The sequence below is a fragment of the Klebsiella sp. M5al genome, assembly GCF_002090195.1.
GTDB lineage: Bacteria > Pseudomonadota > Gammaproteobacteria > Enterobacterales > Enterobacteriaceae > Klebsiella > Klebsiella grimontii.
Window position 1 is genome coordinate 3194071 of sequence record NZ_CP020657.1, and the last position, 12302, is coordinate 3206372.

A 12302-nucleotide genomic window follows, 5' to 3' on the forward strand; every position below is an offset into this window, starting at 1 on the left:
ATATTCAATCACAATTGATTAAATGTGAGCAAGCTCAAGTTATTAAATCTCGCTATAAATTATAACTTCATCCCACAATGTGAGTGGCACGCAGAAAAAATGATTAAATTTAATCATTCATTACAGAGGAGAAAAAAGTGGCAACCATTAACAGCACTCTGATTAGCGGCGCGGGCGCCTTTACCGCCCTGCTGCCGCTGCTAGCGGGCAAAAGGCGCATTTTGCTGGTCACCGACGCCAACGTGGGCAAACTCGATGCCGCGCAGCAGATCCGCGCGCTTCTGGAAGATGAGGGGCGTCAGCTGCAGGTGATGGATTCCGTACCGGCTGAGCCGAGCCAGCATGATATGGCGCAAATTCTGCGCCTCGTCAGCGCTAACCAAGCGGAGCTTATTGTCGGGATCGGCGGCGGTAGCGTTCTGGATGTGACCAAGCTGCTCTCCGTTCTGCTGCATCCCCGCTCGCCGGGGCTGGATGCGCTGCTGGCCGGCGAAAAGCCGCAGCAAAAGGTGACCTCGTTATTAATTCCCGCCACCGCCGGCACCGGTTCCGAAGCCACGCCGAACGCGATCCTGGCGATCCCGGAACAGAATACGAAGGTGGGGATTATCTCCCCGGTTCTGCTGCCGGACTACGTTGCCCTGCTGCCGGAATTGACCACCAGCATGCCCGCGCACATCGCCTCCTCTACCGGCATCGACGCGCTGTGCCACCTGATTGAGTGCTTTACTTCGACCGTTGCCAATCCGGTTAGCGATAACGCGGCGCTGATTGGCCTGCGCAAGCTGGTGCGCAACATCGAGCTGTCGGTGAGCGAGCCGCACAATCTGGCGGCGAAGCTGGAGATGCTGTGGGCCTCTTATTATGGCGGAGTGGCCATTAACCATGCGGGCACTCATCTGGTTCATGCCCTTTCCTATCCGTTAGGCGGCAAATATCACCTGCCGCACGGCGTGGCTAACGCCATCCTGCTGGCGCCTTGTATGAAGGTGGTGCGCCCGCACGCGGTGGCGAAATTCGCGCAAGTATGGGATTTGATCCCTGACGCCGATCTGACGCTTAGCGAAGAACAAAAATCTCATGCGCTGGTCGCCTGGCTGGCCGCGCTGGTGAAACGCCTGCAGCTGCCCGACAACCTCGCCGCGCTGGGCGTGCCGCAGGAGAGTATTGGCGAACTGAGCGAAGCGGCGCTGAACGTCAAACGTTTACTGAATAATGCGCCATGCAGCGTTAACCAGGAGCAGGTTGAGGCGGTTTACCGCACCCTGTTCCCAGCACAATAACACCAGGGAAGAGATGAAATGAGCAATTCAATTACCGGCGTTCTGACCGCCATCGTCACGCCTTTTACCGCCGAGGGAGCCGTAAATATTCCGGCGCTGAAGCAGCAGGTGCAGCGCCAGCTCGCCGCGGGCAACGGTATTTTCTGCGGCGGGACCAACGGCGAGTTTTTTGTGCTCAATGAAGCGGAAAAAGTCGCTGTCGCTAAAGCCTGCGTGGAAGAAGTCGCCGGTCGCGCGCCGGTGGTGGCGCATATCGGTGAAGTGTCGACTCGCGAAACGATCCGCCTGGGTAAACAGATCGAACAACTGGGCGTTGACGCGGTCTCGGTCATCACCCCCTGGTTTGTGCCGCTAAAACAGGATGAGCTGATCGCCCACTATACCGCCATTGCTGACGCCCTGAGCGTACCAGTATTTCTCTACAACATCCCGGCGCGTACCGGCAACACCATTGAACCGCAAACCGCGCGTGCGCTGGCGCAGCATCCGAACATTATCGGCGTCAAAGACAGCGCCGGCAGCTACGAAAGCCTGAAGGGTTTCCTCGATGCGGTCCGGGATATCGCCGATTTTGACGTGCTGAACGGCCCTGATTCGCTGATACACCAGGGTTTTGTTGATGGCTGCTCCGCCTGTATTTCCGGGCTGGCCAACGTCGCGCCAAAAGAGATCAACGCCATCTGGGCAAATTTTAAAGCGGGCAATGTTGAGGGCTCCCGCCAGGCTCAGGAGAGCGTCACCGGCCTGCGCACCGATCTTTATAAAGTTGCGTTCTCGCCGGCGGCGGTAAAAAAGGCGCTGCAGCTGATGGGCCACGATGTTGGCGACAGCCGCTATGCGGTGAGCTTCACCTCGGCGCAGTGCGAGGAAATTAATCATATTATTGCCAAATATATTTCCTGAAGATAGCGGAAATATTTAATTAAATTCCCGGCGCTGGTTTAAACAAAAATCAGTGCTGGCAATATTTAATGTTTTGTATATAACGTCTTACGTAGCGTAAGGGATGTTTCAATGTTTATATGGATGCTTGATCCTGAAATATGGTTGACGCTGGTAACGCTCACCTTTCTGGAGATTATTCTCGGGGTCGATAATATTATCTTTCTCTCGCTGGTGGTGGCCAAGCTCCCGCCGCATCAGCAAAATGTTGCGCGTAAGTTGGGATTAAGCGGCGCAATGGTTATGCGCGTGCTATTGCTGGTATCTATTGCCTGGCTGGCGCATATAACGTTGCCGCTGTTTACTATTGCGCATTTTGTCGTATCGGTGCGCACCATCATTTTATTTGTCGGTGGTTGTTTCCTTATTTACAAGTCACTGCAGGAGATACGCGGTGAACTCCAGCTGGCAGAAGAGTCGCACGGCGGCGGCCAGCGTCAGCTTTCGCTGGCCGGGGCCATCATCCAGATTATGTTGCTGGATATCGTCTTCAGCCTTGATTCTGTTATTACCGCAGTCGGTTTGTCGCAACATATTTTCATTATGATTACGGCAGTCATTATCGCTGTTGGCATTATGATGTTCGCGGCAAAAACCATCGGCGATTTTGTCAATAACACGCCAACGATGAAAATGCTCGCTTTAACTTTCCTGCTATTAGTCGGGTTATTACTGGTGGCCGACAGCCTGGAAATACATATTGCGAAAGGTTATCTCTATTTTGCCATTTTCTTTTCGCTGGCGGTAGAAACGCTCAATATTATTCGCAGCAGAAAAATCATTAAAGTTTCACAACAGCAAGACGCTTACGCCTCATTACCGATCAATAAATAGAACCCTACTGAAATAACGGAGAGTGAATATGTCTGTAACAGCAGTTCGTGACGGAATTATATCTCAGCACCCGCGGGATGAGCGCGTGGAAACCGCCATGCTCCCCTCATCTTGCCCGCAAAATCACGCGGCGAACCTGCTGCCGCTGCCGGACGGCTCGCTGATGTGCGTGTGGTTCGGCGGCACCCAGGAAGGCGTGGCCGATATCTCCGTTTGGGGATCGCGCCTGCTGCCCGGGAGTCGCCAGTGGAGCGAGGCGGTCAAATTGTCCAACGACGCCAGCCGCTCCGAGCAAAACCCGGTGCTGTTTCTGGCGCCGGATAATGTGCTGTGGCTGCTGTGGACCGCGCAGATCTCCGGCAACCAGGATACCGCCATCGTGCGCTATCGCCAGTCAACGGATCTGGGCCAGACCTGGGGCGACATTGCTACCCTGCTCGATAAACCGGGTACCTTTATTCGCCAACCGGTGACCGTTCTGGACAACGGCAACTGGCTGCTGCCGGTCTTCTACTGCCGCACGCAGCCGGGCGAAAAGTGGGTCGGCAACGACGATATCAGCGCCGTCAAAATCTCCGCCGATAAGGGCAAAACCTGGCGCGACGTTGAAGTACCGCAAAGCCTCGGCTGCGTGCATATGAATATCACCGCCCTGCCAGGCGGCACGCTGGTCGCGCTGTTCCGCAGCCGCTGGGCCGACAACATCTACTACAGCCAGTCCGTAGATAACGGCGAAAGCTGGTCAGTGCCGGAACCGACCGAGCTGCCCAATAACAACTCATCCATTCAGGTCACCACCCTCGCCAGCGGCGAACTGGCGCTGGTATTTAACCACATGAGCGCCGCCGGCGCGCTGGAACGCCGCGCGTCGCTTTATGATGAAATCGACGATGGCGATAACAGCCGTAAAGAGCCGGAAGTCACCAGCGGCCGCTCGGCGTTCTGGGGCGCGCCGCGCGCGCCGATGACCGTAGCCATCTCTGCGGATGGCGGCAAAACCTGGCCGTGGCAGCGCAATCTCGACGAAGGCGATGGCTACTGCATGACCAACAACTCGCTGGATAAGCGCAACCGCGAATTCTCCTATCCGAGCATCAAACAAGGGGCGGACGGCACGCTGCACATTGCCTACACCTGGTTCCGTCAGGCGATTAAATACGTGCATATCACGCCCGAATGGGTGAAGGAGTCCGCGCGATGATCGTCGGCAACCTTAACGCTCTGCCGCTGGCAGGGCTTCCCCCAGCGCTGCGGCAAATTCTCGCCCTTCCGCAGGCCACGCTAGCGGCGCTAAGCGCCAGGCAGGACGGGCGCTGGCAGCCGGAGGGCTGCCGCTGGTTTTGCAATATTGGCGAAGCGCATACCCAGCCGACCGCCCAGCGCCACGCCGAATATCACCAGCAGTGGGCCGATATTCAGGTGATGCTGGCGGGCTGCGAGGTGATTAACGCCGGTATGCTCTGCGTCGCGCAGGATGACGATGAAGAGCGCAAGCCGGATCTGTTTATCGCCCGCGATTGCCGACTGCCGGTGGCCATCACCCTGCATGCCGGTGATTTTGCGATATTTCTGCCCGGCGAACCCCACCAGGCGCTGTGCGCGGTAGACGCGCCGGCAACGGTACGCAAAGCCGTATTTAAAGTGCCGGGCGACATGCTGGAAGGGTAAATAAGAAGGAGCAATAACAATGACAATGGAAATGATTCTGGCGCTGGGCATTCTGGTGCTAATGATAGTTCTTATTATGTCAGACAAAATGGCCTTTGGCGCACCGCCACTGCTCGCCTGTCTGCTATTGGTTGTGACAGGGCTCGCCAACGTTCAACAGGCTTTCGCCGGGTTTGTCAACTCCAGCGTCATCATGATCGCCGGGTTTATGGTGGTGATGGCGGCGCTGCAGAAAACGCGGCTGATAGGCAACGTCAAGTCCGCGATGGTGAGTCTGGTGAACAGAGGCAGCTACAAAAGCTATGCTTTGCTGCTGTTGATTGTGATGCTCGGCGCCAGCCTGGCGGGTACCGGTTCAACCGGCTACTACGTGCTGATTCTGTCGCTGGTTTCGACCATTCCCTACAGCAAGAAGCTGCCGACCTCGAAGCTGATGATGCCGCTGGGATTCGCCACCAACCATCCGCTGTTGCCGGTTAACGTCGCGCTGCTGTTCGGCGTCACCGCAACGGTGCTGCAAACCGCCGGTTTCAACGAAGAAATTTCGATGGTGAAATTTGCGCTGGTCAATCTGGTGATGTCGCTGGCGTTTTTGGCCTGGTGCCTGATTTCGTATCGCTTTTTACCCGATCACCCGATCGCCGACGCCTCCGAGGAAGCAATGGCGGTACGCGAAGAGGAAACCGTCACTCTGCCCGCGTGGAAAGAGTACTGCACCGTCGGGGCGTTTGCCGTCAGCGTGGTCGGCATGATGCTGATGAATCAGTTAGGCAATATCGCCTATGTGGTACCGGGTCTTGCCGCCGCGTTCGTCATGATGATTAATGTCGTCGACTTCAAAGAGGTGCGCGATCATATGGGCGCGCCGGTTATCCTGATGATGGCCGGGGTTATCGGCGTCGCCGACGCGCTGGCGGGCACCGGGTTTACGGCAATGGTGGGCGATGCGGTTGCGGGCGTGCTCGGCTCCAGCGTCTCGCCGTTCGTGTTTATTTTTATCTTTGCGCTGCTGACCAGTACCTGCGCCACCTTTACCGGCTCGAACATGGGTTCGGTCTATATCTTCGCGCCGATTGCGATCGCCGCCTGCACCAGCCTCGGCCTTAACCCAACCGCGGCCGCTATTGCCGTAGTGATTTCAGGCTGGAACGGCGGCTATATGCCAATTGACGGCATGCCGGCAATGATTCTGGGAATGGGTAAATATAAACTGCCGGAATTCTGGCTATTCTCGGTACCGATGTACTTAATTCGTATTCTGGCATTGTGCGTCGGCGCGATCGTTATATTCCCAATGTAATTAACGGATAAGCCCCATCGTCGTTTTACCCGCTCGCGGCGCTGGCTTTTCGTCGCGTACGCAGGATACTTCCGCCTGGTCACCCACTCAGGCTCGGGATCGGCTGGCCTGTCGCCGATCCCGTCTTATTATTACGGCCTGGTTAGCGCAGCGTGATGACGCCGTTTAAATAGGTCACCGCCTGGCCGCTCATCAAGACTCTTTCTCCCTTCAGCTGGCAGCGAATATCGCCGCCGCGCGCGGAAACCTGACGCGCCAGCAGCTGGGTTTTGCCCAGCTTCGCGCTCCAGTAAGGGATCAGCATGGTATGCGCCGAACCGGTTACCGGATCTTCCCACACCGCTTCGCCGGGGGAGAAAAAGCGACTGACGAAGTCATATTCGCCGCTGCCTGCCGCAGTCACGGTCACTTTATGTTCGCCAGGCGTCATCGCCGCAATATTGGGCCGCAGGGCTTCGACCTGGTCACGAGAGGCGAGTTCGATAATCCACGCGCGCCCCTTGCGGGCGTGGAGGTAGCTGTCGATCCCCAGCGCGGAGAGCATCACCGCAGGCGGTTCTCGCTCTTCGCTTTCACCCGCAGGAAAATCCAGGGTCAGCCAGTCGCCTTCACGGCTTACGGTCAGCCGACCGGAAGCGGTCGCGAAGTGAATCACCGCATCCGGAAAATCCAGGTGATGAAAAATCACGTGCGCGCTGGCAAGCGTGGCGTGGCCGCAGAGATTGACCTCGTTACGGGTGGTAAACCAGCGCAGCGCAAAACCATCGCTCTCAGGGACCACAAACGCGGTTTCCGACTGGTTGTGCTGTTGGGCCATTTTGAGCAGCAGCTCATCCGGCAGCCACTCCCTGAGCAGACATACCGCCGCCGGATTACCGGCAAAAGGCTGCTCGCTGAAAGCCGCCACCAGATAGACAGGAACGTCAGTCACCGGGTCTCCTTAGCGTAATGTTATGGTGCCGATGAGGTAGGTCGTTGCCTGACCTCCGATCAGGACCCGATCGCCCCGCCATTGACAGCGCAGGTCGCCGCCGCGGGCCGCCCCCTGCCGCGCCTGCATCTCCGTTTTGCCGAGCTTCTCACCCCAGTAGGGAATCAGCATGCTGTGCGCGGACCCGGTGACCGGGTCTTCCGCCACCGACTCGCCCGGGCAGAAGAAACGGCTAACAAAGTCATACTCTTCATCCGCGGCGCTGACACAGATCATTTTGCCGAGGCGCTGGAGCATAGGCATGTCCGGACGCACAGCCTCCACCTGCTGGCGGTCGGCTAAAATCACCAGATAATCGCGCGCCACGCGAACGTCCACCGCGTCGCTCAGCCCGAGCCCCGCCAAAAGTTCAGTTGGCGGCTGTTCAACGACCGTCGTCGCCCAGGCCGGGAAATCCAGCGTCAGCCAGTCGCCGCTGCGCGTTACGCGAAGCTCGCCGACAAAGCGGGTGCTAAACACGATTGTCGACGAGGGGTGGTCGAAATATTCAAAAATGACGTGCGAGGCCGCCAGGGTCGCGTGGCCGCAAAGGTTGATTTCGTCCAGCGTCGTAAACCAACGTAGCTCATACCCCTCATCCGTACGGACGAAAAACGCGGTCTCCGACTGATTATGCTGCTGGGCCATTTTCAGCAGCGTTTCGTCCGGCAGCCATTCGGTGAGCGGGCATACCGCCGCCGCGTTACCGCCAAAGTTGCGATCGCTGAAGGCATCAACCAGATAAAAGCTAATTTCCTGCATTGTTCTGTCCCTCTGTTTTTTTACTTATCGATAACATGACATAAACGCGAGAAATCCACACGTTTAATAGAAAAATTAATCCGTTAGTCGCAGAAACCTCCCCTCAACAAAAATGAGACACAGATCACAAAATGATTGTATTTTCAGCAGCAATCGTTTTAAGATCGTCCCACTTCTTTCCTCTTTGTAACCAGCCCTGAACTTATGATGACAAATACGGTTTCACGCAAGGTCGCGTGGCTTCGCGTAGTCACGCTTGCGATTGCGGCATTTATCTTTAATACCACCGAATTTGCGCCCGTGGGCCTGCTGTCGGACATCGCCGACAGCTTTGGCATGGAAACGGCGCAGGTAGGGATCATGCTGACGATCTACGCCTGGGTTGTCGCGCTGATGTCGCTGCCCTTTATGCTGCTGACCAGTAAGATGGAGCGCCGTCGCCTGCTGGTTGGCCTGTTTATCCTGTTTATCGCCAGCCACGTGCTGTCGTTCCTGGCCTGGAACTTTAACGTGCTGGTGATCAGCCGTATCGGTATCGCTTTTGCCCACGCGGTGTTCTGGTCGATTACTTCAGCGCTGGCGATTCGTATGGCGCCTGCCGGTAAACGGGCGCAGGCGCTGAGCCTGATTGCCACCGGTACCGCGCTGGCGATGGTCTTCGGCATCCCAATCGGCCGTATCGTCGGGCAGTATTTTGGCTGGCGCACCACCTTCCTGGTCATCGGCCTGGGTGCGCTGGTCACCATGGTTTGCCTGATCAAGCTGCTGCCTAAGCTACCGAGCGAACACTCAGGATCGCTGAAAAGCCTGCCGGTGCTGTTCCGCCGCCCTGCGCTGCTGAGCATCTATTTGCTGACGGTCATCGTGGTGACCGCGCACTATACCGCCTACAGCTATATTGAACCGTTCGTTCAGACGGTGGCCGGGCTGAGCGGCAACTTCGCCACTCTGCTGCTGCTGACCCTGGGCGGCGCGGGGATCGTCGGCAGCATCCTGTTTGGTAAACTCGGCAACCTGCACGCTTCAGGGTTGATTAACGCCGCGATCGGCCTGCTGCTGGCGTGTTTGCTGCTGCTGCTGCCCGCTTCGCACAACGCTAATCACCTGATGCTGCTGAGCGTCTTCTGGGGCGTGGCGATCATGATTATCGGGCTCGGTATGCAGGTGAAAGTGCTGGCGCTGGCGCCGGACGCCACCGACGTGGCGATGTCGTTGTTCTCGGGGATATTTAATATCGGCATCGGCGCGGGCGCGCTGGTCGGCAGCCAGGTCAGCAGCCATCTGTCGATGGCGTCTATTGGCTACGTCGGCGCGATCCCTGCCGTCGTCGCGTTAATCTGGGCGGTGATGATTTTCCGCCGCTGGCCGGTGTCGCTGGAAGACCACCAGCCGCATCACTCCTGATAGTTCGGCGTAAAAAAAGCCTGCCGGTTGCAAAATCGGCAGGCTTTTTTATTTTTCTGGCGACGCAAAGTCGTCAGGCGTGATAAGTCGAAATAATCTCCAGCACGCCGTTGATAATAAACTGCACGCCCATGCAGACCAGCAGGAAGCCCATCAGGCGCGAAATCGCCTCAATGCCGCCCTTCCCGACCAGACGCATAATCGCGCCGGAACTGCGCAGGCAGCCCCAGAGGATAATCCCGACCAGGGCAAAAGTAATCGGCGGCGCCACCAGCACCACCCACTCCGGGAAGCTGGCGCCGTGCTTTACCGTCGACGCCGAGCTGATGATCATCGCGATAGTCCCTGGCCCGGCGGTGCTCGGCATCGCCAGCGGAACGAACGCGATATTGGCGGTCGGTTCATCCTCAAGCTCTTCCGATTTCAGCTTGGCTTCCATCGAATCGTGGGCTTTTTGCTGCGGAAACAGCATGCGGAAGCCGATAAAGGCGACAATCAGGCCGCCGGCAATACGCAGACCGGGAATCGATATGCCGAAGGTGTTCATCACCACCTGGCCGGCATACCAGGCGACCATCAGGATGGCGAACACATAAACCGAGGCCATCAGCGACTGACGGTTACGCTCGGCGTTGTTCATATTCCCGGCCAGGCCCAGGAACAGCGCCACGGTAGTCAGCGGGTTCGCCAGCGGTAGAATCACTACCAGCCCCAGGCCTATCGCTTTAAAAAGATCCATCATAGAGAATTAAGGTCCTGTAAATATTTGGATTAGCAAAAAATGACGCGCGCTGAGTATATCGTTTGCGGCCAGATTGTACCCGTTCTCCGCAGTACGCATTCATCATTCAGTCAAATCATAAGACAACAACGCGAAATAGAGTGACCTGCATCACATCATTTCGTTTTAGCAAATCGTGGCATCGGGCAATTCATCAGGTTGACTTATATTTGCCTAGGCAATAATATCTCCCGCAACTAAGTCATTGCCTGGGCAACCATTGTGAAAAGTACAAGCGACCTGTTTAACGAAATGATCCCCCTTGGTCGCTTGATCCAGATGGTTAACCAGAAAAAAGATCGCCTGCTCAACGACTATCTCTCGCCGATGGATATTACTTCCACCCAGTTCCGGGTGCTCTGTTCCATTCGTTGCGAAGTGTGTATTACCCCCGTTGAGCTGAAAACCGTGCTTTCGGTCGATCCAGGCGCGATGACGCGCATGCTCGACCGCCTGGTCTGTAAAGGCTGGATTGAACGGTTACCCAACCCGACTGACAAGCGCGGGGTGCTGGTGCAGTTGACGCCAGACGGCGCAGCCCTTTGTGAGCAATGTCATCAGGTTGTGGGTCAGAAATTGCACCAGGAACTAACAAAAAATCTGTCGACGGATGAAGTGGCCACTCTTGAGTGTTTACTCAAAAAAGTTCTGTCGTAATAAGAAGAGGTAAGATGATGTCCAGACGCAATAACGACGCCATCACTATCCATAGTATTTTGTCGTGGATCGAGGATAACCTGGAATCGCCCCTGTCGCTGGAGAAGGTTTCAGAGCGCTCAGGTTACTCCAAGTGGCACCTGCAAAGAATGTTTAAGAAAGAGACCGGTCACTCGCTGGGACAGTACATCCGCAGCCGTAAGCTGACCGAGATCGCGCAGAAGCTGAAGCAGAGCAACGAGCCTATCTTATACCTGGCCGAGCGCTACGGTTTTGAATCGCAGCAAACGCTGACGCGAACTTTCAAAAACTATTTCGATGTTCCGCCGCACCAGTACCGTATTACCAACGTACCGGGCGAGTCGCGCTACCTGCTCCCACTAAACAACTGTTGTTAACCGCCTGCAAAAAGACGTATTGAGGAAATCATGAAACTATTCGCTTCCGCCGCCATCGTGCTATTGGCGCTGGCCTCAGGCCAAAGTTACGCGGAGCAAACCAGCACTCCTGTTCGTCACAACAACCGGGATGCGATGATTATTCCTTCCGAACATAATGATTCGCCTTTTGATTTTAATCACATGGCTTCGGGCAGTGATAAATCAGATGAACTGGGCGTACCGTATTACAACCAGCAAGGCCTGTAAAATCCCTTTAGCCCCGTTACCGGGGCTTTTTTTACCCCCGCGCCGCGCCCGGACGCGCGATCCGCAGGCCAAACACGTTGATATACAGCCCGGCCAGAATCAGTACCGCCCCCAGCAGCTGCAGGCTATTCAGCGTCTCGCCGAGCAATAAGGCGGCGCTGGCCATCCCGACCACCGGCACCAGCAGCGACAGCGGCGCCACGCGCCAGGTTTCATAGCGGCCGAGCAGCGCTCCCCAGATCCCGTAGCCGACAATCGTGGCGATAAACGCCAGATACAGCAGCGACAGGATCGTCAGCAGGTCAATATCCAGCAGACTTGCCGCCATGACCTGCGGACCGTCGAGGATCCACGACGCCAGCATAAACGGCAGCACCGGGATCAGCGCGCTCCATACCACCAAAGACATAATTGGCGGCCGGCTCGCATGCGACATAATTTTCTTGTTGAAGATATTGCCGCAGGCCCAGCTCAGCGCCGCGGCCAGCGTTAGCATAAAGCCCACCAGCGGCACGTGCTGGCCGCCGAGGCTGGCTTCGACCAGCACCAGCACGCCGAAAATCGCCAGCGCGATCCCCGCCAGCTGTTTCCCCTGCAAACGTTCGCCGAAAATAAACGCCCCGAGAATGATGGTGAAAAAGGCCTGGGCCTGCAGCACCAGCGATGCCAGCCCGGCTGGCATGCCGAGACTAATTGCGCAGAACAGAAACGCAAACTGACCGAAGCTAATCGTCAGGCCGTAGCCCAGCAGCAGGGTTAGCGGAATTTTTGGCCGCGCGACGAAGAACAGCGCCGGGAAAGCCACCAGTAAAAAGCGCAGCCCGGCAAGCATCAGCGGCGGCATATTATGCAGCCCCATCTTGATCACCACGAAATTCAGCCCCCATACCACCACCACCAGCAATGCCAGCAGCCCGTCTTTACGCGTCATACCCGCCTCGGTTGTTATTGGAATTTTTGTGAACAAAATCAAAGTAACGAATAATTCGCCCGCCGCATAGATCATTATTTTCGGTAGGGCGCTGGCGTGCTTTTCATTACCGATGGGAACTAT

The 12302-nt window shown here is 56.5% G+C and carries 14 protein-coding genes; 10 read left to right on the plus strand and 4 right to left on the minus strand.

All coding sequences use genetic code 11. From position 1 onward, the window contains the following. The first annotated feature begins 137 nt into the window (after positions 1-137). The 6 genes from BWI76_RS15240 to BWI76_RS15265 all read left to right on the plus strand — a co-directional run bounded on the left by BWI76_RS15240 (position 138) and on the right by BWI76_RS15265 (position 6027). Complete coding sequence (locus BWI76_RS15240) at positions 138-1283, plus strand: iron-containing alcohol dehydrogenase (RefSeq protein ID WP_004132747.1); 1146 nt, start codon at positions 138-140, stop codon at positions 1281-1283. An 18-nt stretch (positions 1284-1301) separates the two neighbouring features. Then, positions 1302-2186: a dihydrodipicolinate synthase family protein gene (locus BWI76_RS15245; RefSeq protein ID WP_004132750.1), complete on the plus strand. Its 885-nt coding sequence runs from the start codon at positions 1302-1304 to the stop codon at positions 2184-2186. 111 nt (positions 2187-2297) lie between these two features. Further along, the gene (locus BWI76_RS15250; RefSeq protein ID WP_004132752.1) at positions 2298-3059 is read left to right on the plus strand and encodes a TerC family protein; all 762 of its coding nucleotides are present in this window, start codon (positions 2298-2300) and stop codon (positions 3057-3059) included. A 28-nt stretch (positions 3060-3087) separates the two neighbouring features. Then, a complete protein-coding gene (locus tag BWI76_RS15255) occupies positions 3088-4260 on the plus strand; it encodes a sialidase family protein (protein ID WP_004132754.1) in 1173 nt (390 codons plus the stop codon). Beyond that, positions 4257-4727 (plus strand): YhcH/YjgK/YiaL family protein, encoded by a 471-nt coding sequence (locus tag BWI76_RS15260; protein WP_004132756.1) that lies wholly within the window; start codon positions 4257-4259, stop codon positions 4725-4727. The genes BWI76_RS15255 and BWI76_RS15260 overlap by 4 nt, the downstream gene beginning before the upstream one ends. A 19-nt stretch (positions 4728-4746) precedes the next feature. Then, a complete protein-coding gene (locus BWI76_RS15265; RefSeq protein WP_004132757.1) occupies positions 4747-6027 on the plus strand; it encodes an SLC13 family permease in 1281 nt (426 codons plus the stop codon). Between the two features lie 142 nt (positions 6028-6169). Here the strand turns inward: BWI76_RS15265 and BWI76_RS15270 are convergent, their stop codons facing one another. Then, positions 6170-6958 (minus strand): PhzF family phenazine biosynthesis protein, encoded by a 789-nt coding sequence (locus BWI76_RS15270; protein WP_004132759.1) that lies wholly within the window; start codon positions 6956-6958, stop codon positions 6170-6172. 9 nt (positions 6959-6967) lie between these two features. After that, the gene (locus BWI76_RS15275) at positions 6968-7759 is read right to left on the minus strand and encodes a PhzF family phenazine biosynthesis protein (RefSeq protein ID WP_049089024.1); all 792 of its coding nucleotides are present in this window, start codon (positions 7757-7759) and stop codon (positions 6968-6970) included. Positions 7760-7963: 204 nt separating this feature from the next. On the opposite strand from BWI76_RS15275, the gene BWI76_RS15280 reads away from it, so the two are divergent. Continuing rightward, on the plus strand, positions 7964-9163 hold the full coding sequence (locus tag BWI76_RS15280) for a sugar transporter (protein WP_024358060.1): 1200 nt from the start codon (positions 7964-7966) through the stop codon (positions 9161-9163). A gap of 73 nt (positions 9164-9236) precedes the next feature. Here the strand turns inward: BWI76_RS15280 and BWI76_RS15285 are convergent, their stop codons facing one another. Continuing rightward, positions 9237-9905 carry a MarC family NAAT transporter gene (locus BWI76_RS15285; protein ID WP_004132764.1) on the minus strand — a complete coding sequence of 223 codons (669 nt, stop codon included), beginning with the start codon at positions 9903-9905 and terminating at the stop codon, positions 9237-9239. Between the two features lie 261 nt (positions 9906-10166). On the opposite strand from BWI76_RS15285, the gene marR reads away from it, so the two are divergent. From marR to marB, 3 genes are read left to right on the plus strand one after another with little or no spacing between them, the layout of a single operon-like run. Then, positions 10167-10601, plus strand: coding sequence for a multiple antibiotic resistance transcriptional regulator MarR (gene marR, locus BWI76_RS15290; protein WP_004102349.1), 435 nt, complete (start codon positions 10167-10169; stop codon positions 10599-10601). Positions 10602-10618: 17 nt separating this feature from the next. Beyond that, entirely contained in the window at positions 10619-10999 is a 381-nt protein-coding gene (marA, locus tag BWI76_RS15295) for an MDR efflux pump AcrAB transcriptional activator MarA (RefSeq protein WP_004102351.1), read from the plus strand. Between the two features lie 30 nt (positions 11000-11029). After that, a complete protein-coding gene (gene marB / locus BWI76_RS15300; RefSeq protein WP_004119836.1) occupies positions 11030-11248 on the plus strand; it encodes a multiple antibiotic resistance protein MarB in 219 nt (72 codons plus the stop codon). A 31-nt stretch (positions 11249-11279) separates the two neighbouring features. Here the strand turns inward: marB and eamA are convergent, their stop codons facing one another. After that, positions 11280-12179 carry an O-acetylserine/cysteine exporter gene (gene eamA / locus BWI76_RS15305; RefSeq protein ID WP_024358059.1) on the minus strand — a complete coding sequence of 300 codons (900 nt, stop codon included), beginning with the start codon at positions 12177-12179 and terminating at the stop codon, positions 11280-11282. Between the last annotated feature and the right edge of the window lie 123 nt (positions 12180-12302).

What these genes read in the sequence shown, in the direction of transcription:
- eamA (WP_024358059.1), bottom strand. Translation starts at nt 12,179, where the DNA reads ATGACGCGTAAAGACGGGCTGCTGGCATTGCTGGTGGTGGTGGTATGG.
- BWI76_RS15245 (WP_004132750.1), top strand. Translation starts at nt 1,302, where the DNA reads ATGAGCAATTCAATTACCGGCGTTCTGACCGCCATCGTCACGCCTTTT.
- marA (WP_004102351.1), top strand. Translation starts at nt 10,619, where the DNA reads ATGTCCAGACGCAATAACGACGCCATCACTATCCATAGTATTTTGTCG.
- BWI76_RS15260 (WP_004132756.1), top strand. Translation starts at nt 4,257, where the DNA reads ATGATCGTCGGCAACCTTAACGCTCTGCCGCTGGCAGGGCTTCCCCCA.
- BWI76_RS15280 (WP_024358060.1), top strand. Translation starts at nt 7,964, where the DNA reads ATGATGACAAATACGGTTTCACGCAAGGTCGCGTGGCTTCGCGTAGTC.
- marB (WP_004119836.1), top strand. Translation starts at nt 11,030, where the DNA reads ATGAAACTATTCGCTTCCGCCGCCATCGTGCTATTGGCGCTGGCCTCA.
- BWI76_RS15250 (WP_004132752.1), top strand. Translation starts at nt 2,298, where the DNA reads ATGTTTATATGGATGCTTGATCCTGAAATATGGTTGACGCTGGTAACG.
- BWI76_RS15275 (WP_049089024.1), bottom strand. Translation starts at nt 7,759, where the DNA reads ATGCAGGAAATTAGCTTTTATCTGGTTGATGCCTTCAGCGATCGCAAC.
- BWI76_RS15265 (WP_004132757.1), top strand. Translation starts at nt 4,747, where the DNA reads ATGACAATGGAAATGATTCTGGCGCTGGGCATTCTGGTGCTAATGATA.
- BWI76_RS15255 (WP_004132754.1), top strand. Translation starts at nt 3,088, where the DNA reads ATGTCTGTAACAGCAGTTCGTGACGGAATTATATCTCAGCACCCGCGG.
- BWI76_RS15285 (WP_004132764.1), bottom strand. Translation starts at nt 9,905, where the DNA reads ATGATGGATCTTTTTAAAGCGATAGGCCTGGGGCTGGTAGTGATTCTA.